The following is a 20,102-nucleotide window of genomic DNA, read 5'->3' on the forward strand; positions in this document are numbered from 1 at the left end:
GATGGTGCGGCGTGGGGAAAGGGTGATCCCTCCATGGCGGTGCCTGCCTTCGGCTCTGGCCCGCCCCTTGCATGACAGCGCCGCCCATGTCCGCTTCCCCCCTTCCCCGCCACCAGCGCGCCCACGGCCGGGCGGAACTCGCCTTCGCGCACGGCCCGCGCGGCACGAGCCTGCGGCACCTGTTCCATGCCGCGCCGCTGCGCGTGCTGTTCCCGACGCCCGAGCCGGACGACCTTCCGGTCGCGGCGCTGGTGAATGTGGGGGGCGGCCTGGCGGGCGGCGACTCCCTGGACACCGTCGTCTCGCTCGGGGAAGGCGCCGCCGCCAGCCTGACCACGCCGGCGGCGGAAAAGGTCTACCGCAGCCTCGACGCAGCCACCCGCCTCGCCACTTCGCTGACCTTGGCCGAGGGCGCCACGCTGGAATGGCTGCCGCAGGAGACGATCCTGTTCGATGGCGCGCGGCTGGAGCGGCGGATGCAGGTGCGTCTCGCCCCCACCGCGCGCCTGCTGGCGGCCGAGATGCTGGTCTTCGGCCGCGTCGCACGCGGCGAACGGCTGCGGGGTGGCGCGCTCTTCGACTCCTGGCGGCTGTGGCGCGGCGGCCGGCTGCACTGGGCCGATGCCACCCGCCTCTTCTCCGAGCCCGTCGCCAGCCTGGAGACCGCCTTCGGCTTCGGCGGCGCCGAGGCTGCGGCGATTCTTCTTCTGGCCGGCAGCGACGCGGAAGCGGCGGCAGGCCGGGATGTGCTGCGGGAGGCCGGCCATGCCGCCACCCTCGCCCGCCCAGGCCTGCTGGTCGCCCGCTTTCTGGGCGAGGCGCGCGCGGTGCGCGAGGCACTCGCCGCCGCCATCCCCGCCCTTCGCGCCGCCGCCCTCGGCCTGCCGCCCCGCCTGCCGCGGCTGTGGACGAGCTGAGCGCCCCGGCCGCAGAATGACCCGCAACACGCTCCGCAGGATGGCCCGATGCACCTGACCCCCCGCGAGAAGGACAAGCTGCTGATCGCCATGGCCGCCGAGGTGGCGCGCAGGCGCCTGGCGCGTGGCGTGAAGCTGAACCATCCTGAAGCGATCGCGCTGATCACGGACCATGTGGTGGAAGGCGCGCGGGACGGCCGCAGCGTCGCTGAGCTGATGCGCGACGGCGCCACCGTGCTGACGCGCGAGCAGGTGATGGAGGGCATCCCCGAGATGATCCACGAGATCCAGGTGGAGGCGACCTTCCCCGACGGCACCAAGCTCGTCACCGTCCACAACCCGATCCGCTGAGGAGCGCGCCATGATTCCGGGTGAGATCATCCCCGCCGCCGGCGAGATCGTGCTGAACGCGGGCCGCGACGTCACCGAGGTCGAGGTGGCCAATACCGGCGACCGGCCGATCCAGGTCGGCAGCCACTACCACTTCCAGGAGACCAACCCCGCGCTCGCCTTCGACCGCGGCGCGGCGCGCGGCAAGCGGCTCGACATTCCCGCCGGCACCGCCGTGCGCTTCGAGCCCGGGCAGAGCCGCAAGGTGAAGCTGGTTCCCTTCGCCGGCGCGCGCATCGTGCACGGCTTCCGTGGCGAGACGGAAGGAAGCCTCTGACATGCCGGCGCGCATCTCCCGCACCGCCTATGCCGGCATGTACGGCCCCACCACGGGCGACCGCATCCGCCTTGCCGACACCGAGCTTTTCGCCGAGGTGGAGCGCGACCTCACCACCTATGGCGAGGAGGTGAAGTTCGGCGGCGGCAAGGTGATCCGCGACGGCATGGGCCAGTCCCAGCGCACCCGCGCCGAGGGGGCGATGGACACCGTCATCACCAACGCCCTCATCATCGACCACGCCGGCATCCTCAAGGCCGATGTCGGCCTCAGGGACGGGCGCATCGCGGCCATCGGCAAGGCCGGCAACCCGGACACCCAACCGGGCGTGGACATCGTCATCGGGCCGGGCACGGAAATCATCGCCGGCGAGGGGCGCATCCTCACCGCGGGCGGCATCGACCCGCATATCCATTTCATCTGCCCGCAGCAGATCGAGGAGGCGCTGGCCTCCGGCATCACCACCATGTTCGGCGGCGGCACCGGCCCGGCGCATGGCACGCTGGCGACCACCGCCACCCCCGGCCCCTGGCACATGGCGCGGATGCTGCAGGCGGCGGAAAGCTTCCCGATGAACCTCGGCTTCCTCGGCAAGGGCAACGCGGCCCTTCCGGCCGGGCTGGAGGAGCAGATCCGCGGCGGCGCCTGCGGGCTCAAGCTGCACGAGGACTGGGGCACCACGCCCAAGGCCATCGACACCTGCCTCAGCGTCGCTGACGATTATGACATCCAGGTCGCCATCCACACGGACACGCTGAACGAGAGCGGCTTCGTCGAGGACACGATCCGGGCCATCAAGGGCCGCGCGATCCAGGCCTTCCACACCGAGGGTGCCGGCGGCGGGCATGCGCCGGATATCCTGCGCGTCGTCGGCGAGGCCAACTTCCTGCCCAGCTCGACCAACCCGACCATGCCTTACACGGTGAACACCGTGGACGAGCATCTCGACATGCTGATGGTCTGCCACCACCTCGACCCACGCATCGCCGAGGACGTGGCCTTCGCGGAATCCCGCATCCGCAAGGAGACCATCGCCGCCGAGGACATCCTGCACGACCTTGGCGCCATCTCCATGATGTCCTCCGACAGCCAGGCGATGGGCCGCGTCGGCGAGGTGATCATCCGCACCTGGCAGTGCGCCCACAAGATGAAGGTGCAGCGCGGCCGCCTGCCCGGTGAGCAGGGCGAGAACGACAACCTGCGCATCCGCCGCTACATCGCCAAGTACACGATCAACCCCGCCATCGCGCAGGGCATCAGCGCGCATGTCGGCAGCGTGGAGGTCGGCAAGCTGGCCGACCTGGTGCTGTGGACGCCTGCCCTCTTCGGCGTGAAGCCGGACTACGTGCTGAAATGCGGCAGCATCGCGATGGCGCCCATGGGCGACCCCAACGCCTCCATTCCCACGCCGCAGCCGGTGCACTACCGCCCGATGTTCGCCGGCTTCGGCCGGGCGATGCAGGCCAGTTCCGTGACCTTCGTCTCGGCCGCCTCGCTGGAGACCGGCGACCTCGCCGGGCGGCTCGGCCTCGCGCGCCAACTCCTGCCGGTGAGCAACACGCGCAGGATCGGCAAGCGCGACATGGTGCTGAACGATGCGCTGCCGAGGATCGAGGTGGACCCGGAGACCTACGAGGTCCGCGCCGATGGCGAGCTACTGATCTGCGAGCCGGCGGCGGTGCTGCCGATGGCGCAGCGCTACTTCCTGTTCTGAACGCCGCCGGAGAGCGAGCCATGAGTGACGAAAGCCTCCCCCGCGCCACCCAGGTGCTCGCCGTCGGGGAATGGCAGGCGCGCACGGCGCGCGACGTGGTGGTGGTGGACTTCGACGACCGCCACCGCCGCCGCAAGCGCTACACGGGCCGGCAGGGCCTCGCCTTCCTGCTGGACCTGCCCGAGGCGCGCGTGCTGCGCGACGGCGACGGGCTTCTGCTGGAAGGCGGCGGCGTGATCCTGGTGCAGGCGGCGCCGGAGCCGCTCGTCGAGGTGCGTGGGCATAATCCGCAACACCTGATGCGGCTCGCCTGGCATCTCGGCAACCGGCATCTGCCCGCCGAGCTCGACGCCGGACGCATCCTGATCCGCGACGACCACGTCATCGTGCGGATGCTGGAGGGGCTGGGCGCCACCCTGGCCAAGGTGGAGGCGCCCTTCAACCCGGAGGGCGGCGCCTATGGCGAGCACAACCGCCATGAGGGCCACCACCACGGCCACGAGCACGCCCATGATCACGGGGACGGCGCCCATGACCACGGCCACCATCACCACTGACACCCCGCCTGGGGCCACGCTCCAGCGGCTGCTGACCTGGCTTTCCCCGGCCTACCCGGTGGGCGCCTATACCTACAGCCACGGGCTGGAAATGGCGGTGGAGGACGGCGCGGTGCACGACCGGGCGACACTCGTTGCCTATGTCGAGGCGGTGCTGGAGGCCGGGGCCGGGCGGATCGACGCCGCGCTCCTCGCCGCAGCCTTCCGTGCCGCCCAGGCGGAGGACGCGGCCGGACTGGACGAGGTAACCGACCTTGCCGCCGCCTGGCGTGGCACGGCGGAAACCGCACTGGAGACCATGGCCCAGGGCAGCGCCTTCCTGAAGGTCACCAACGCCGCCTGGCCCGATGCACGGCTGGCCGCCTTCACTGAGCGCCATGCCGGAGGTGTCGCGCATCCCGTGGCTTTCGGCGCGGCGGCGGCGTGGCATGGCATTCCGCTGCGCCCGGCGCTGTTCGGCTTCCTCTCGGCCTTCGCGGCCAACCTCGTCTCGGCGGGGGTGCGGCTGGTGCCGCTCGGCCAGACGGACGGGCAGATCGCCACCGCCACACTCCTGCCTAGGCTGGAAGCCGCCACCGAGGCCGGGCTCGCCGCCGAGCTGGACACAATCGGCACCGCCACGCCGGTTCTCGACCTCTTCTCCATGCGCCACGAGACGCAATACACGAGGCTCTTCCGCTCATGAATCCTTCGGCCAACGGCCCCTTCCGCGTCGGCATCGGGGGCCCGGTGGGCTCGGGCAAGACGGCGCTGACCGAGCGCCTGTGCAAGCACCTTCGCGACCGGCTCAACATCGCCGTCATCACCAACGACATCTACACGCGCGAGGACGCCGAGTTCCTCACCCGCAATGATGCGCTGGCGCCGGATCGGATCATCGGCGTCGAGACCGGCGGCTGCCCGCACACCGCGATCCGCGAGGATGCTTCGATCAACCTCGCCGCGGTAGCGGAGATGAACACCCGCTTCCCGGGACTGGAGGTGCTGTTCATCGAGAGTGGCGGCGACAACCTGGCCGCCACCTTCAGCCCGGAGCTGGCGGACCTGACGATCTACGTGATCGACGTCTCGGCCGGCGACAAGATCCCGCGCAAGGGCGGCCCCGGCATCACGCGTTCCGATTTGCTGGTGATCAACAAGACCGACCTCGCGCCTCTGGTGGGCGCCGATCTCGGCGTGATGGATCGGGACGCGAGGAAGATGCGGGGCCAGCGCCCCTTCATCTTCACCAACCTGAAGGCCAACCAGGGCGTGGCGGAGATCGCGGATTTCGTCCTGCGCTCCGGCGGCATTGCCCCGCGCAACGCCAACTGACAGAAAGAAGACGGGGGCCCGGGGGAATTCCTTCCCCCGGCCTTTCTTTCCTTTATCCTTCGACGGTCCGCTGCGTCTGCTCGCCCAGCCCCTCGATCCCGAGCCGGATGGTCTGCCCCGCCTTCAGGAACTTCGGCGGCTTCTGCCCCATGCCAACGCCCGGCGGGGTGCCGGTGGAGATCACGTCGCCCGGGTGCAGGGTGATGAACTGCGAGACGTAGGAGACCAGCTTCGTCACGCCGAAGATCATCGTGCGGGTCGAGCCGTCCTGGTAGCGCTCGCCGTCCACCTCGCAGAACATGGCGAGGTTCTGCGGGTCGGGCACTTCGTCCTTGGTAACCAGCCAGGGGCCAAGGGGCCCGAAGGTGTCGCAGCCCTTGCCCTTGTCCCAGGTGCCGCCGCGCTCGATCTGGTATTCGCGCTCGGAGACGTCGTTGCAGACGGCGTAGCCGGCCACGTGGTCCATCGCCTCGGCCTCGGAGACGCGCTTGGCGCGGCGGCCGATGATGATGGCGAGTTCCACTTCCCAGTCGGTCTTGGTGCTGCCGGCGGGAATCTCCACGTCGTCGTTCGGCCCGCTGAGGGCGCCGAGCGACTTCAGGAAGATGATCGGCTCCTTCGGGATGGCGGCGCCGGTCTCGGCGGCGTGGTCCGCGTAGTTCAGGCCGATGCAGACGAAGTTTGTCATCCGCGCCACTGGCGAACCGAGCCGCGGCGAGCCGCTCACGGCCGGCAGCTTGGACGTGTCCAGCGCCGCGAGCTTCGCGAGGCCCTCGGGGGAGAGCGCCTCGCCGGCCAGGTCGGGCAGCACGCCGGAGAGGTCGCGGATGGTGCCGTCGGCATCCAGCAGGCCCGGCTTCTCCTGGCCCGGCGCGCCAAAGCGCAGAAGCTTCATGGTTCAGCGTTTCCTTGTCAGTTGGTCCAGCCGCCGTCGATGACGATGGCCTGTGCGGTGACGAAAGCCGATTCCGGCGCCGAGAGATAGACCACCAGCGCGGCGATCTCCTCCGCCGTGGCGAGCCGCCCCATCGCCTGCCGCGCCACGAAGCCGGCGCGCGCCGCCTCCAGCCCGCCGGCGGCCGTCGCGTTGGCGGCGATCCGCTCACCGAGGGAGGGCGTGTCCACCGTGCCCGGGCAGATGCAGTTGCAGCGGATGCCCTTGGCCACATAGTCGGCGGCGACGCTCTTGGTCATGCCGACCACGGCGGCCTTGCTGGTGCCATAGACGAAGCGGTTGGCCACCCCCTTCACGCTGGATGCAGCGGAGGACATGTTGACGATCGCCCCGCCGCCCTGCGCCAGCATGCCCGGCAGAGCGGCGCGGATGGTGCGCCACATGGCCCGCACGTTGAGCGCGAAGGCGAAGTCCCATTCCTCGTCCGTGCAGGTCAGCGCGTCGTTCTGGTGCACGAAGCCGGCGCAGTTGAACAGCACGTCGAGCGGGCCATGCGCGGTGATGGCGGCCTTCACCGCGGCATCGTCCAGCACGTCCAGCGCCTGGGTGGTGATGCCCTGCGCCTCCAGCCCGGCGAGCCTGGCGGCGTCCCGATCCGTCGCCACCACCCGCGCACCCTCGGCGGCATAGGCGAGGGCGGCGGCACGGCCGATTCCCTGCCCCGCCGCGGTCACGAAGCACGCCTTGCCCGCCAGCCGTCCTGCCATGCCCTCGCCTCCCGTCAGTGGTTGTGGCGGCTCTCGCCGCGCGTCTCGAGGATGTTGAGGTAGAGCGTCGCCGGCTCCAGGCAGCCGCCCGTGCCGAGCTGGCCGACCATGGAACGGTAGATCTCCTCCCATGGCGTCTTGTGCAGCAACTTGGGCGGCGTCCAGGCGGCGCGGCGGGCGGCGAGCTCCTCTTCGGGAATCAGCACGTCCACCTTGCGGGTCTTGAGGTTGATGCGGATCGGGTCGCCCGACTTCAGCAGCGCGAGCCCGCCGCCCACCGCCGCCTCCGGCGAAACGTTGAGGATGGAGGGCGAGGCAGAGGTGCCGCTCTGCCGGCCATCGCCCATGGTGGGCAGGCTGTCGAGCCCGGCTTTGATCATGGCGCCGGGCGGCTGCATGTTCACCACCTCGGCGCTGCCGGGATAGCCCACCGGGCCGCAGTTGCGGATCACCAGCACGGTGTGGTCGTCGACGCCGAGCTCCGGGTCCTCGATGCGGTCGTGGTAGTCCTCCGGCCCCTCGAAGACGATGACCTTGCCCTCGAACACGTCCTCCGGGTCCGATAGGAAGCGCGCGCGGAAGGCCTTGTCGATGACGCTGACCTTCATCACCGCGCTGTCGAACAGGTTGCCGCTCAGCACGACGAAGCCGGCCTGCTCCTTCAGCGGCTCGCTGTAGCGGCGGATCACCTCGCGGTCCGGCAAGGGCGCGCGCTTCAGGTCCTCCTCAAGCGTCTGGCCGGTGACGGTGCGGACGCCGGTGTGCAGCTTGCCGGCATCGGCCAGCTCCTTCATCACCGACTGCACGCCGCCGCCGCGGTAGAACATCTCGCCCAGGAAGCGGCCGGCAGGCTGGCAATCCACCAGCAGCGGGATATCGGCGCCGACGGTCTGCCAATCCTCGGTGGTCAGCTCCACGCCCATGTGGCGGGCAATGGCGACCAGGTGCGGCGGGCAGTTCGAGCTGGCGCCGATGGCGCTGGCCAGCACGATGGTGTTCTCGAAAGCCTCGCGCGTCATGATGTCGGAGGGGCGCAGGTTCTCGCGCACCATGTCCACGATGCGCATGCCGGTGGCGTGCGCCATCTGCCCGCGCTCGCGATAGGCGGCGGGGATCGAGGCGCAGCCCGGCAGCGACATGCCCAGCGCCTCGGCCAGGCTGTTCATGGAGAGGGCGGTCCCCATGGTGTTGCAGTGCCCGACCGAGGTGGCGCTGCTGGCCACCATCTGCATGAAGCCGTCGTAGTTGATCTCGCCGGCCGCGAGCAGCTTGCGCGCCTCCCAGACAATGGTGCCGGAGCCGGAGAGCCGCCCCTTCCAGTGCCCGTCCAGCATCGGGCCGCCGGAGAGCACGATGGCCGGGATGTTCACCGTCGCGGCGCCCATCAGGCAGGCCGGCGTGGTCTTGTCGCAGCCGGTGGTCAGCACCACGCCGTCCAGCGGGTAGCCGTGCAGGACCTCGACCAGGGAGAGATAGGCCAGGTTGCGGTCCAGCGCCGCGGTCGGGCGCTTGCCGGTCTCCTGGATCGGGTGGATCGGGAATTCGAGGGGGATGCCGCCGGCATCGCGGATGCCCGCCTTCACGCGCTCGGCCAGCGCGATGTGGTGGCGGTTGCAGGGCGCGATGTCGCTGCCCGTCTGGGCGATGCCGATGATCGGCTTGCCTGACTGGAGTTCGCCCCGGGTGAGGCCGAAATTCAGGAAGCGCTCAATGTAGAGCGCGGTCATGCCCGGGTCTTCCGGGTCATCGAACCAGCGCTGGCTGCGCAGCTTGAAAGTCTTCTTGGTCTGGTCCATCGCCTGCGTCCCGCTTCTCCCTTAGCGGGCGAAGGGTCCGCCGCGAAGTGGGGCGCTGTCAACGGGGGGGGGAGCGGCGCTGTCAGGCCCCTCCCCCTTGCGCGTCCTACCTGCGGCCCTTCAAGGGCACCTTTGCCGGCTTGGACACCGGCGTGCGCTGCAGTTGCGAAATCACAGGGCGCGGATTGCCCGACGCCTTGGCGATTTCCTCGTCCTGCGCCTCGATCAGGCTGCGCGCCGGCTCGTCGCCGTCCAACCCGCCAAGCAGTTCGCTGGGCACCTTCCGGTTCGAGCGGCGCGAGCCGTCCTTATAGACAACATCGAACAGCACATAGGTGCCGGTATGGCGCGTGGCCATCAGGATACTCCTGCCGCCCGGGTGCTCCGGGCCGCGACTAAGGTGTGGTCGTCTCGTCCTCGGGCGGCAGCGTGACGGGTTCACCCAGATCGGGGTCCTCGCCAGCCTCGATCGCCGCCTTCCGCTGCGCGCGGGCTTCCTCGCGCAGGCGCGCCTTCGCGTCCGCCTTGGCCTGCTTGGCGCGGTTACGCTCGGCCCGCTGCTGGCCGTAGTTGGGCGTGCGTGCCATCCGGCTCCTCCGTTGGTGTCTGTTCCACCGCCAGCCGGCGCTGACCCGAGGAGAGGCAGCGGCTCGGCGGCGCAGGCATCCGCGCTGCTCCCGGCGCCAGCCGGTCGTCCTGGCGGCGACAAAGAAAAACATGGCTGGACCAGCGGCAAGGCGGTCCGAAGGCATCAAGCCGGGAAAACTCGACTCCGCGGGCCATGCCCCTCCGCACTGGGCATGCGGGGGCAACGCCCGGGGATGGGAGCCCCGGCCGACTTCCAGCCCATGCGGTCAGCGAAAATCGCGGGGCGCGCCATGGCGCCCCGCTCGCCAGCCGATCCCGAAGGATCAGGCCTGCTTCAGATTGCCGGCCGAAAGCTTGCCTTCGCGGCCGCGCTGCAGCTCAAACTCCACGCGCTCGCCTTCCTGCAGACCCTGCAGGCCGGCCCGCTGCACATCGGAAATGTGCACGAACACGTCCTTCGAGCCGTCCTCCGGCTGAATGAAACCATAACCCTTGGTCGGGTTGAACCACTTCACGGTACCGATGGGCATCGCGGTGCTCCGTCAGGATACGTTACCGCCGTGCGACATGCCCGGCGGATCAATCTTGAATGGGAACGGGCACCAGGCACGCGACGAACCCGTGCGGGCACGGGGTGGGCGAGCTGGACAGGCAAGCCGAACCAAAACAGTCGATGCTGGCAATGTGGGGATTTTCCTCTCCCGCCGCAACTGGAGAAGGGGCAAGTTCTGGCGAGCGGTTCAGCCGCTGCGCCGTTCCGTCGCGTAGTAGAGCAGCGCAAGGACCGGCAACGCGAGCCCGACCCAGGCCGTGAGCGGCCAGCCACCCGTGGCATAGCTCCAGCCGCCGAGCGCCGAGCCCAGCGCGCCGCCGGTGAAGAAGGTGGCCATGTAGAGCCCGTTCAGCCGGCTGCGGAACTCGGCGCCCAGCGAGAAAATGGCCCGCTGGCCCAGCACCACATTGGCCGAGACGCCGAAATCGAGCAGCACCGCCGCCGCGACCAGCAGGCCGAGCGCCAGGGGGGAGCCCGGCTCGGCAACACGCGTCATCAGGAAGGAGGAGGCCACCGCCAGCATCGCCAAGCCGGTTGCCGGGCGGGTCCAGCCGCGATCCGCCACCCGCCCGGCGATCGGCGCCGCGATGGCGCCTGCCACCCCGGCCAGGGCGAACAGCGCGACGCCGCGCTGTGTCAGTCCGAACTGCGGGCCGGTCAGCAGCAGCGGGGTGGCGGTCCAGAACAGGCTGAAGGCACCGAACAGCCCGGCCTGGTAGAGCGCCCGCCGCCGCAGCACGAGATTGCCGCGCGCCAGCCTTCCCATGGAACGCAGCAGCGCCGCGTAGCCCAGGGCCGGGTTCGGACGGCGGGGCGGCAGCGCCAGCCGAAGCACCATACCAAGCGCCAGCATGGCAAGAGCCGAGATCCAGAACATCGCGTGCCAGGACCACAGCGCGGTGACGAAGCTGGCCAGGGGGCGCGCCAGCATGATGCCCAGCATCAGCCCGCTCATCACGTTGCCGACGACCTGCCCGCGCATCCGCTCCGGCGCCAGGTGCGCCGCATAGGGCACCAGGATCTGCACCGCGACCGAGCCGAAGCCGATCACCAGGGAGGCCAGCAGGAAGGCAGGCGCCGCGCCCGCCGCCGCCGCCACAACCACGCCCAGCACGGCCAGGCCCATCACCGCCAGGACCAGCCGCCGGTTCTCAACCAGGTCGCCGAGCGGCACGACCAGCAGCAGCCCGGCGCCGTAGCCGATCTGCGTCATCGTCACGATCAGCCCTGCCGCAGCCGGGGAAAGCCCAAGCTCGGCGCTGATCGGCCCGATCAGCGGCTGGGCGTAGTAGATGTTGGCCACGATCAGGCCGCAGGCCCCCGCCAGCAGCAGGGTCAGCCAGGATGGCAGGGCGGCCTCGGCGGCGGCCTCCGGCGCAAGAGTGGCGGACGCATTCATGCGGACCTCCGGTCGGTGTTGCGGCGCATCATGCGGGTGCCGGCTGCCGCTGTCCTCCGATCGCCGCGCATGGCAGCGGGCACGCCCGCGCCGGACACAGGAACGTCGCGCGACGTGGCGGGCGGCCCGCGCTAAACGCCTTCCTGCCATGCACACGGACCGAAAGAAGAACTCCCCGCGCCAAGGCTGGGGGCGGGAGCTGCGCGCAACCCTGGCGCTGGCCTGGCCCCTGGCGCTGACTAACCTCTCGCAGATCGCGCTGGTGCTGACCGACACTTTCTTTCTCGGCCAGCTCGGCGAGGTGCCGCTGGCCGCGGCGACGCTGGGGGGCAACCTCTACTTCATCGCCATGGCGCTGCCTTTCGGCCTCGGCTTCGCCGCCTCCGCCATGCTGGCGCAGGAGCGTGGCCGGGTGGCCGGCCATGTGCGCGAGATGCGCCGCACCGTGCGGCAGGCGAGCTGGGCGATGCTGCCCACCTTCGCCGTGCTCGCGCTGGCGCTCTGGCACACCGGGCCGATCCTGCGCGCCACCGGGCAGGAGCCGGAGCTGGCCGCGGCGGCGGAGCTGTACAATCGCGCCCTGCTCTGGGGAATGCTGCCCTTCTACGGCTTCCTGCTGCTGCGCGGCTTCCTTGCCGCGCTGGAGCGGCCGGCGCCAGCGCTCTGGGTGGCGGCCGGCGGCATCGGGCTGAACGCGGCGCTGGACTACGCGCTGGTCGCCGGCGGCCTTGGCTTTCCTTCGCTTGGCACGCTGGGGGCCGGGATGGCCAGCGCCCTGTCCAATCTCGGCATGTTCCTTGCCCTGGCGCTGTGGGTCCGACTCGACCACCGCCTGCGCCGCTTCCGTCTCGCCGGCCGCTTCTGGCGTACGGATCCGCAGCGGATGCGCGAGATCATCGTGCTGGGCCTGCCCATCGCCGGCAGCATGCTGCTGGAGATCGGCATCTTCAGCGCCACGGCGCTGGTGATGGGCTGGTTCGGCTCCAGCGCCGTGGCGGCGCATGCCGTGGCGCTGCAGGTAGCAGGCGCCTGCTTCATGGTGCCGATGGGCATCGGCCAGGCAGCCACCGCGCGCGTCGGGCTGGCGGCGGGCGCGGCCGACGGCGAGGCGGTTCGCCGGGCAGGCTGGACGGCCATTGGCCTCAGTGCGGGCTGCATGGCCGTGACCGCCACCTTGCTGCTTGCGGCGCCCGAATCCATCGCCGCGCTGTTCCTGGCGCCGGAACTGGTCGCGACGCGCGAGCTGGCGGGCACCCTGCTCATGGTCGCAGGCCTGTTCCAGCTGGCGGACGGGGTTCAGGCGGTGGCGGCGGGCGCCCTGCGCGGCCTGAGAGACACGCGCCTGCCCATGCTCTTCGCCGCCCTCGGCTATTGGGGGCTTGGTCTTCCCATCGGCCTCGGTCTTGGCTTCGAGGCCGGGCTGGGTCCGCGTGGCATCTGGATTGGGCTGGCATGCGGGCTCGGCAGCGTTGCCGTGCTGATGACGCTGCGGTGGGCGGCACTGGCCAACCCGAACGCCATTGCCCTTCGCGAAGCGCAGGTCAGCCCAAACTAAGACTAAGCCGTGCGGCGGAAGGATGGTTCGCCGATTTATCAACCAGAGGTTTAATATCTGCAGCATAAACCATCTTCATAATTTATTTCGATCCTTTCATGTTTTTCCCGTGTATTTCAGCTGCGGCTTCCCCTATAAGCTTAATTCACGAAAACGTGAGTGAAGGTGAGACGCCAAAATGGCTCCGAAGCTTGCCGACTTCACCGATGCTCTCTGGGGCATCAACCAAGCGATGCTGGACGAGACGCCCGATCTCACCGACGTGCGCCGGATGGAAGGCGTCGCCTACCTGAAGATCGGCGCGCTCCACGGCGTGACGGTCGAGGTCGAATCGGCGCTCGACGAGACAGGGGATGTTCCTTCGCTTGTCTGCCAGGGTCTGGTGATCCGCTGCCTGATCCCGCGCGGCGCCGACTTCGAAGCCCTTCGCCTTTCCCTGGCGGGCGGCGAGATCGCCCGCCTGGTCCAGGCGGTGCTGAAAGGCCACGAGGTCGAGCTGACGCCGGAGGGCGGCACCGGGCGCCTGAGCCGCGGTGCGCAACGCGCGCGGGAACAGCTGCTCAATACGCTGGCGAAGCTCGTGCCTGCCACGAATGCCCCGGTCGCAGCCTGGGCGGCCGTTCGCAACAGGCAGGCCGCCGCGCCGGAAGCCGCGCTGGTGCACTGAAGCCGGCGGTCGGCGGCGCCCGCGGGATGATGGGGCGGCAAGCGCCTCTTCATCCGCCCGTGCTGCCAAGTTCCCTTCTGAGCTGCTCGATCATCCAACGCCCGGCCGTTCCCGGCGCGTGGCCGCGACGGCTCACCACATGCAGCGCGATGCTGAAAGGTGCCTGCCCCTTCAGCTCCAGGCGCTGCAAGGCCCCGCTGGCCAGGTGCGCCTCGACCATATGGGCGGGCATGTTGCACCAGCCGAAGCCGCCGAGCAGGAAGTTCATCCGCGTATAGGCGTCGGCGAAGCGCCAGATGCGGTGGCCGATGATGCCGCGCGACCAGGTTCCGGGCGCGGAGGCATCCGTCAGCACCAGTTGCACGTGCTCGCGCAGCCTTTCCCGGTTGAGAGGTCCCTGCTGCCGGGCCAGCGGATGCGCCGCCGCCGCCACCGGGATCATGGGAACGGAGGTGAGGAACTCCGTTTCCAGGTCCGAGGCGCCGATGATCTCGATGGGATAGATCGCGAGTTGCGCGCTCCCGTCGCGCAGGTGGCGCAGCGGCGCGCCGACCGACTCGGTCAGCCAGCTCACCGGCAGCAAGGGGTAGCGCTCGCCGAGCGCCTTCAGGACCCGCATGCCGATATCGGCCGGGAAGAACTGGTCAACCGCGACGGTCAGCTCCGCTTCCAGCCCCCCCGCCATGCTCTGCGCCCTTGCCCGCAGCACGCGCGCCTCCTCGATCAGGCGGCGCGCGTCCGCGATGACGGCCTTCCCCGCCTCCGTGGGGCGCGGCCGCTTCTGCGTGCGGTCGAACAGGGTGATCTGCAGTGTCACCTCGAGCGCGGCAACGGACTGGCTGATGGCCGACTGCACGCGCTGCAACTTGCGGGCAGCCGCGGAGAAGCTGCCTGTCTCCGCCACGGCGACCAGGATGCGGAGCTGGTCCAGCGTCATTGGGTCGAGCATCTATCAGTTCCCCTGCTGATAATGCGCATATTTTCAGCAGTTCCGGCGATGAATCGGGCGGCGCATAACGCCGTCACCGGCGGATTGAACCTCCCGCCTCCAACCCCGCAACAAAGGAGTTCGTGCCATGACCGCTTCCCGCACCCTGTTCGCCGCGGCCGCCCTGCTGGGCATGAGCGGCACTCTCGCGCAGGCGCAGGACGCCCTCACCGTGACCGGCACCGGCGAGAACTTCGCCGTAAGCTATGCCGCGGAGCATACCGGCAACATTCTTGGCGGCGGCTTCGCCAAGGTGGTGGACCAGGGCCGGAACAGCCGCATCGTCTATGCCGATCCCGCCCTGGGCCAGAAGGCAAGCGGCCTGCCGGTGTTCACCGGCGGACAGGAGGGCGCGGTGGTCTACCTTCCCGCTCCGGCCGCACCGCTCACCATGGCGGACAACCGGCGCTGACCACGCCGTGGCGGCACCAGGACGACAGGGCTTCCCGGGCCACCCGTCGGCGGCCCGGCGCTCCATCGCCTGAAGGAGGCGCGTCATGCCCGCTCCATCCGGAAATCTCTGGCTCCAGGCGATGCAGGCCTGGCTTGGCCGCGCACCGCCCTGGCCGGCACCCGACCCCGCCTCGCGCTGAGGCGGGCGCCCCTGCTGGCCATTCGCCGGCGCCAGTCCTACAGCTTGGGCTTCCGCCCTCTGCAGGACGCTGAAGCATGCCCGACCCCACCGCCCCCAAGCCCCGCGTCGCCTTCATCGGCACCGGCGGCACCATGGCCTCGCTTGGCCGCGACGGGCTCGACATCCAGGACTACGGCGCACAGGGAAAGGTGATGGATGCGCCCACCATCGTGGCGCGCGTTCCCGAGCTGGCGCAGGTGGCCGAAGTCCTTCCCCGCCCCTACAGCGCCGTCATCTCCTCCCGCATCGGCTTCCGCGACTGGCAGGCACTGGCCCGTGAATGCGACCGCGCGGTGGCCGAGATCCCGGACCTCGCCGGAATCGTGATCGGGCATGGCACCTCCAGCATGGAGGAGACCGCCTACGCCCTTTCCCTCGGCCTGAAGGTCGCGGTGCCCGTGGTGATGGTCGGCGCGCAGCGCCCGGCCTCGGCGCTTTCCAGCGACATGGGCATGAACCTCGTGAACGCCGTGCGCGTGGCGGCCAGTGCGGAGGCGCGCGGCCTTGGCGTGCTGGTGCTGCTGAATGACGAGATCCATGCCGCGCGCGAGGTCTCGAAGACCTCCACCTGGCGGCTGCAGACCTTCCGCACCCCGGATTTCGGGGCGCTCGGCCATGCCGATGGCGACCGCGTCGCCTTCTACCGCCGCCCGCTGCGCCGTGTGGCGCCGGATACCGAGTTCGACATCCGCAAGCTGGCCGCCCTGCCCCGCGTGGACATCGCCTATTCCCACGCCGATGCCGACGCGACGGCGATCCACGCCTTTGTCGCCGCCGGGGCGCGCGGCATCATCAGCGCCGGATTCGCGCCCGGCAGCCCCACGCCCGCCGAGGCGGATGCGCTGGCGGAGGCGGTGGAACAGGGCGTGGTGGTGGTGCAGTCCAGCCGCGTCGGCAGCGGTCGGGTGGTACGGACCCAGAAGATGCGGGCCCGCGGCATCCTGGCTGCCGACAACCTGACGCCGCAGAAGGCACGCGTTCTGCTCGCCCTCGCGCTCACGGTGACGGATGATCCCGCCGAGGTGGAGCGGATCTTCGCCACCTACTGAGATATGGTCGGCTTATCGTACAACGCCCCTTCCCCGCTTCGCCGCCGACAGGATACCGTGCCGGCAACGAGTATGGGGAGACCGACGTGCAAGAATCCGCACCGCCAGGACGGGATGCCGAGCGGCTGTTCGCCGACCTCGCCGCCGAGGAGGCCGCCCAGCCAGACCCGCCCTTTCCGATGGCGCCGGAGGACTGGCTGATCTTTGTGCTGTTCTGGGCCATGTCCGGCATCGTGTTCCTGCAGTTCTTCACGCGCTACGTGCTGAACGACAGCATCGCCTGGACGGAGGAGATCGCCAGCTACATGCTGATGGTGCTCGCCTTCTGGGGCAGCGCCCTGGCGGCGCGGCGCGGCTCGCATATCGCGGTGGAGTTCCTGCTGAACATCCTGCCCGCCGGCGCCCGCCGCTTCGCCCGGCTGGGGGTGGCGCTGCTGACCGCCGCCTTTTTCGCCATCAGCGTCCTGCTCTGCCTGCAGGTGGCCGAGGCCATGCGGTTCCAGCCGATGATCGCCATCGACTGGCCGATCTCCGTCATTTACTGGGGCATTCTGGCCGGGCTGGTGCTGACCACGCTTCGCAGCCTGCAGCACGCCGTCCGCCGTTTCCGCGCGGGCGAGTCCGCGACGGCGACCGACCCCTCCATCGGAGGCGTGCAGCTGTGACGGCGCTTCTCTTCCTCGGCTTCTGCGGCCTGCTGCTGATCGGCATCCCGGTGGCGGTGGCGCTTGGCGGCGCCTCGCTGATCTATGTCTGGGTGGATGGCGGCCTGCCGCCGCTGGTCGTGCTGCACCGCATGGCCAGCGGCATCGAGAGCTTCCCGCTGCTCGCCATTCCCTTCTTCATCATGGCCGGCAGCCTGATGAACTCGGCCGGCATCACCGAGCGGATCTTCAGCTTCGCGGTGGCGCTGGTCGGCTGGGCGCGCGGCGGCCTCGGCCATGTGAACGTGGTGGCCAGCATCATCTTCGCCGGCATGTCCGGCACCGCGGTCGCCGATGCGGGCGGCATCGGCAGCATCGAGATCAAGGCGATGCGGGACCACAAGTACCCGCTGCCCTTCTCGGTCGGCATCACCGCCGCCTCCTCCACCATCGGGCCGATCATTCCGCCCAGCCTGCCGATGGTGATCTTCGGCGTCATGGCCAATGCCTCGGTCGGACAGCTCTTCGCCGCCGGGCTGATCCCCGGCCTGTTCATGGCCGCCGTGCTGATGGTCTGGGTGGCGGTCGAGGCGCGCCGCAAGCGCTTCCCGCGTGACGCCGCCTTCTCCCTGCCGCGGCTCGGGCACGCCTTCCGCCGTGCCTTCCTGCCGCTGCTGACGCCGGTGCTGATGGTCGGCGGCATGACCACCGGGGCCTTCACGCCCACCGAGGCCGCCATTGCCGCCACCTTCTACGCGCTGTTCCTCGGCGCCGTGGTCTATCGCAGCCTGAGCTGGCGCGGCTTCCTGCGGGTCAGCATGGAGACCATCGAGACCACCGCCGTGGTGCTGCTGATCGTGGCCGGCGCCAGCATCTTCGGCTGGCTGGTGACGACGACGCGCATCACCGATGGCGTGGCCGACTTCGTGCTTTCCATCACCAGCGAGCGCTGGGCGGTGCTGCTGCTGGTCAACCTGTTCCTGCTGCTGGTCGGCTGCTTCCTGGAAACGGTGGCCGCCATCACCATCCTGGTGCCCGTGCTGCTGCCGCTGATGGCCAAGATCGGCGTGGACCCCGTGCATTTCGGCATCATCATGGTGCTGAACCTGATGATCGGGCTGCTGACGCCGCCAGTGGGCATGGTGCTGTTCATCCTGGCCCGCGTCTCCGGCATGACCTTCGAGGAGACGACAAAGGCCACCGCGCCCTTCCTGATCCCGCTGTTCTTCTGCCTGGCGCTGGTCACCTTCTGGGAGCCGCTCTCGATGTGGCTGCCCACGCTGATGTACCGCTGAAGCACGGGACGTGTGCGCCCCTTCCCGGGCGCGCACACGGCCTTTGGCGGAGTTTTAACCTCCTTCTGTGGAAGGTATGGCTCTCCGCTGCTGGTGAATTGCCATGCCCGCTCCCGCTACGTCGAAATCCCTCGGCCTCGTCGGCCGGTTGCTGCTGCTGGCGGTGCTGCCGCTGATCGCCGGCGTCGGCCTTACGGCCTTCGGCGCAGACTGGGCCGGCCGGACCGGGCGCGCGCCCCTGGAGCAGCAGGCGGCCGAGCAGGCGGCCGAACAGGCGCGGCTCGCCGTGGAAGCGATGGAGACCCGGATGGCCGGCTATGCCGCGGCCCTCTCCTTGCGGCCGGATCTGGTGGCAACGATCGTGAAGGGCGGCCCCGCGACGACCGACGCCCTGCGGCCGTTGGCGGTGGAGGCGCTGGCCGTGCTGCGGACCGCCGACCCCACGGTGGCGCTGCTGGAAATCTCCGACGCCCGCGGCCGGATCCTGATCCGCGGCCATAACCCTGCCGTGGCGGGCGACGACAAGTCCCGTGTGCCCGACGTGGCGGAGGCGCTGCGGGGGACGCTGGCCCATGGCGCCGTGGTCTCGCCGAGCAGCGGCCATCTGGCCGTCGGCGCCGTGGCGCCGCTGCGCGTCCAGCCGGACGGCCCTGTGCTAGGCACCCTGAAAGTGGGCGGTGCCTTCAACGCGGAAACCGCCGCCATGCTGGCCCGGCGCGCCCGCACGGAGATCCTGTTGTTCGGCGCTGGCCGGATGGCCGCCAGCACGCTGCCATCCGTTGAGAGCACCGCCCTTCCCGCCGAATGGCAGCAGGCCGCTGCCTCGGCGCAGCCACGTCTGCTGCGCCTGGGCAACCAGGACTTCCGCGCCGTGCCGGTGGCGATCCATGGCGCCGATGGTGCGACACAGGGACTTATCGTCACCTTGCTGCCCCTCGCCTCCTGGCAGGAGGTAGGCACGCGCGGGTTGGTGGTCATTCTGTTGGTTGGCGGCGCCGTGCTGTTGTTGGCTGGGCCGGTGGCCTGGCTGGCGGCGGCACGCCTGGCCAGGCCGCTCACCGGCGTCGCCCGCGCCCTGCACCGCATGGCCTCCGGCGACCTGGCGCCGCAGCCTCTGAAACCGAGCCGGGTGCCGGAAATCCGCGCCATGCTGGCGGGCCTGGATTCGTTCAGCGCGGCGGCGCAGCGGGCTCGCGCGCTGGAGGAGGAAGCCACCGCCGCCGCGCAGGCGGCGGCGGCCCGCCGGCGCGAGGCGACACTCGCCCTCGCGCAGCAGGTGGAGGAAGCCCTGGGCGCGGTGGCGGCACAGCTCGGGACCTCGGCCTCCGCGCTGGACCGCAGTTCCGGTCAGCTCGGCGCCGCCGCGGACAGCGCCGCCAGCATGGCAAGCTCCGCCCGGGCGGAAGCCGGCCGGGCGAGCGAAGACGTGCAGGCCGTGGCCACCGCTGCCGAGGAGATGGCCGCCTCGGTGAACGAGATCACACGGCGCGTCACCGAGGCCGCGGCCACTGCGCGCCAAGCGGCGCAGCAGGTTGGCACGACTGACCAGACGGTGCGCACCCTGGCTGATGGTGCGCAGCAGATCGCCGCGGTGGTGGACCTGATCCGTGACATCGCCAGCCGGACCAACCTGCTGGCATTGAACGCCACCATCGAGGCCGCGCGGGCCGGCGAGAGCGGCAAAGGCTTTGCCATCGTCGCGCATGAGGTGAAGCAGCTGGCGACGCAGACCGCCCGCGCCACCGAGGAGATCGCCAGCCAGATCAGCGCCATCCAGGCAGCCGCCGGGCAGGCGCTTCAGGCGGTGGACGGCATCAGCGGCACCGCCGAGCAGAACAGCAACATCGCCGCCGGAATCGCCGCGGCCGTGGAGCAGCAGAGCGCCGCGACGCAGGAGATCGCCCGTGCCGCCGCCGCAGCAGCGAGCCACACCCGCGGCGCCGCGCGCGAGATCGAGGGCGTGGTCGGGGGAGCGACGGAGGCGGCCGCCGCGGTGGAGACGGTGCGCGGAGCCTCCGGCGAGGTTGCGCGACAGAGCGTTACCCTGCGCGACAACCTCAACCGTCTGCTGGGGCGGCTGCGGGAGGCCGCCTAATCAGCCTC

Annotated in this window: 22 protein-coding genes; 14 read left to right on the top strand and 8 right to left on the bottom strand. The window is 70.2% G+C overall.

All coding sequences use genetic code 11. The features are described from left to right. Window positions 1-86 precede the first annotated feature (86 nt). Genes E0493_RS02855 through ureG form a run of 7 tightly spaced genes read left to right on the top strand, consistent with a single transcriptional unit; the run spans window position 87 to window position 5,169 of the window. Window positions 87-917, top strand: coding sequence for an urease accessory protein UreD (locus tag E0493_RS02855; RefSeq protein ID WP_160935403.1), 831 nt, complete (start codon window positions 87-89; stop codon window positions 915-917). Between the two features lie 48 nt (window positions 918-965). Continuing rightward, window positions 966-1,268, top strand: coding sequence for an urease subunit gamma (locus E0493_RS02860; protein ID WP_160935404.1), 303 nt, complete (start codon window positions 966-968; stop codon window positions 1,266-1,268). 10 nt (window positions 1,269-1,278) lie between these two features. After that, a complete protein-coding gene (locus tag E0493_RS02865; RefSeq protein ID WP_160935405.1) occupies window positions 1,279-1,584 on the top strand; it encodes an urease subunit beta in 306 nt (101 codons plus the stop codon). A gap of 1 nt (window position 1,585) precedes the next feature. Next, the gene (ureC, locus tag E0493_RS02870; protein ID WP_160935406.1) at window positions 1,586-3,298 is read left to right on the top strand and encodes an urease subunit alpha; all 1,713 of its coding nucleotides are present in this window, start codon (window positions 1,586-1,588) and stop codon (window positions 3,296-3,298) included. 20 nt (window positions 3,299-3,318) lie between these two features. Beyond that, window positions 3,319-3,855, top strand: a complete 537-nt coding sequence (locus E0493_RS02875) for an urease accessory protein UreE (protein ID WP_160935407.1) — start codon at window positions 3,319-3,321, stop codon at window positions 3,853-3,855. Next, window positions 3,830-4,540 (top strand): urease accessory protein UreF, encoded by a 711-nt coding sequence (locus tag E0493_RS02880; RefSeq protein WP_202396872.1) that lies wholly within the window; start codon window positions 3,830-3,832, stop codon window positions 4,538-4,540. The genes E0493_RS02875 and E0493_RS02880 overlap by 26 nt, the downstream gene beginning before the upstream one ends. Then, window positions 4,537-5,169, top strand: a complete 633-nt coding sequence (gene ureG / locus E0493_RS02885) for an urease accessory protein UreG (protein WP_160935409.1) — start codon at window positions 4,537-4,539, stop codon at window positions 5,167-5,169. The genes E0493_RS02880 and ureG overlap by 4 nt, the downstream gene beginning before the upstream one ends. A gap of 52 nt (window positions 5,170-5,221) precedes the next feature. Here the strand turns inward: ureG and E0493_RS02890 are convergent, their stop codons facing one another. From E0493_RS02890 to E0493_RS02915, 7 genes are all read right to left on the bottom strand, one after another. Beyond that, complete coding sequence (locus E0493_RS02890; protein WP_160935410.1) at window positions 5,222-6,064, bottom strand: fumarylacetoacetate hydrolase family protein; 843 nt, start codon at window positions 6,062-6,064, stop codon at window positions 5,222-5,224. 17 nt (window positions 6,065-6,081) lie between these two features. Next, the gene (locus tag E0493_RS02895; protein ID WP_160935411.1) at window positions 6,082-6,831 is read right to left on the bottom strand and encodes an SDR family oxidoreductase; all 750 of its coding nucleotides are present in this window, start codon (window positions 6,829-6,831) and stop codon (window positions 6,082-6,084) included. A 14-nt stretch (window positions 6,832-6,845) separates the two neighbouring features. After that, window positions 6,846-8,627: an IlvD/Edd family dehydratase gene (locus tag E0493_RS02900; protein ID WP_160935412.1), complete on the bottom strand. Its 1,782-nt coding sequence runs from the start codon at window positions 8,625-8,627 to the stop codon at window positions 6,846-6,848. Between the two features lie 106 nt (window positions 8,628-8,733). Next, window positions 8,734-8,985, bottom strand: a complete 252-nt coding sequence (locus E0493_RS02905) for a hypothetical protein (RefSeq protein WP_160935413.1) — start codon at window positions 8,983-8,985, stop codon at window positions 8,734-8,736. A gap of 37 nt (window positions 8,986-9,022) precedes the next feature. Beyond that, a complete protein-coding gene (locus E0493_RS23030) occupies window positions 9,023-9,214 on the bottom strand; it encodes a hypothetical protein (protein ID WP_202396873.1) in 192 nt (63 codons plus the stop codon). Window positions 9,215-9,538: 324 nt separating this feature from the next. Beyond that, window positions 9,539-9,745, bottom strand: coding sequence for a cold-shock protein (locus E0493_RS02910; protein ID WP_160935414.1), 207 nt, complete (start codon window positions 9,743-9,745; stop codon window positions 9,539-9,541). A gap of 210 nt (window positions 9,746-9,955) precedes the next feature. Beyond that, on the bottom strand, window positions 9,956-11,167 hold the full coding sequence (locus E0493_RS02915; RefSeq protein WP_160935415.1) for an MFS transporter: 1,212 nt from the start codon (window positions 11,165-11,167) through the stop codon (window positions 9,956-9,958). Between the two features lie 148 nt (window positions 11,168-11,315). Here E0493_RS02915 and E0493_RS02920 point away from each other — a divergent pair, with 148 nt between their 5' ends. Continuing rightward, complete coding sequence (locus E0493_RS02920; protein ID WP_160935416.1) at window positions 11,316-12,722, top strand: MATE family efflux transporter; 1,407 nt, start codon at window positions 11,316-11,318, stop codon at window positions 12,720-12,722. Window positions 12,723-12,900: 178 nt separating this feature from the next. Then, a complete protein-coding gene (locus E0493_RS02925) occupies window positions 12,901-13,389 on the top strand; it encodes a hypothetical protein (RefSeq protein WP_160935417.1) in 489 nt (162 codons plus the stop codon). Between the two features lie 49 nt (window positions 13,390-13,438). On the opposite strand, the gene E0493_RS02930 is transcribed toward E0493_RS02925, so the two are convergent. After that, window positions 13,439-14,338, bottom strand: a complete 900-nt coding sequence (locus E0493_RS02930) for a LysR family transcriptional regulator (protein ID WP_160935418.1) — start codon at window positions 14,336-14,338, stop codon at window positions 13,439-13,441. Window positions 14,339-14,465: 127 nt separating this feature from the next. Here E0493_RS02930 and E0493_RS02935 point away from each other — a divergent pair, with 127 nt between their 5' ends. The 5 genes from E0493_RS02935 to E0493_RS02955 all read left to right on the top strand — a co-directional run bounded on the left by E0493_RS02935 (window position 14,466) and on the right by E0493_RS02955 (window position 20,094). Then, window positions 14,466-14,789 carry a hypothetical protein gene (locus E0493_RS02935; RefSeq protein WP_160935419.1) on the top strand — a complete coding sequence of 108 codons (324 nt, stop codon included), beginning with the start codon at window positions 14,466-14,468 and terminating at the stop codon, window positions 14,787-14,789. A gap of 257 nt (window positions 14,790-15,046) precedes the next feature. Continuing rightward, on the top strand, window positions 15,047-16,060 hold the full coding sequence (locus tag E0493_RS02940; RefSeq protein ID WP_160935420.1) for an asparaginase: 1,014 nt from the start codon (window positions 15,047-15,049) through the stop codon (window positions 16,058-16,060). A gap of 86 nt (window positions 16,061-16,146) precedes the next feature. Then, a complete protein-coding gene (locus E0493_RS02945; protein ID WP_160935421.1) occupies window positions 16,147-16,725 on the top strand; it encodes a TRAP transporter small permease in 579 nt (192 codons plus the stop codon). Further along, the gene (locus E0493_RS02950; RefSeq protein WP_160935422.1) at window positions 16,722-17,999 is read left to right on the top strand and encodes a TRAP transporter large permease; all 1,278 of its coding nucleotides are present in this window, start codon (window positions 16,722-16,724) and stop codon (window positions 17,997-17,999) included. The genes E0493_RS02945 and E0493_RS02950 overlap by 4 nt, the downstream gene beginning before the upstream one ends. Window positions 18,000-18,102: 103 nt before the next feature. Beyond that, the gene (locus E0493_RS02955) at window positions 18,103-20,094 is read left to right on the top strand and encodes a methyl-accepting chemotaxis protein (protein WP_160935423.1); all 1,992 of its coding nucleotides are present in this window, start codon (window positions 18,103-18,105) and stop codon (window positions 20,092-20,094) included. The last annotated feature ends 8 nt before the right edge of the window (window positions 20,095-20,102 follow it).

The organism is Teichococcus coralli (genome assembly GCF_009829925.1).
In the GTDB taxonomy this organism is placed as follows: domain Bacteria; phylum Pseudomonadota; class Alphaproteobacteria; order Acetobacterales; family Acetobacteraceae; genus Pseudoroseomonas; species Pseudoroseomonas coralli.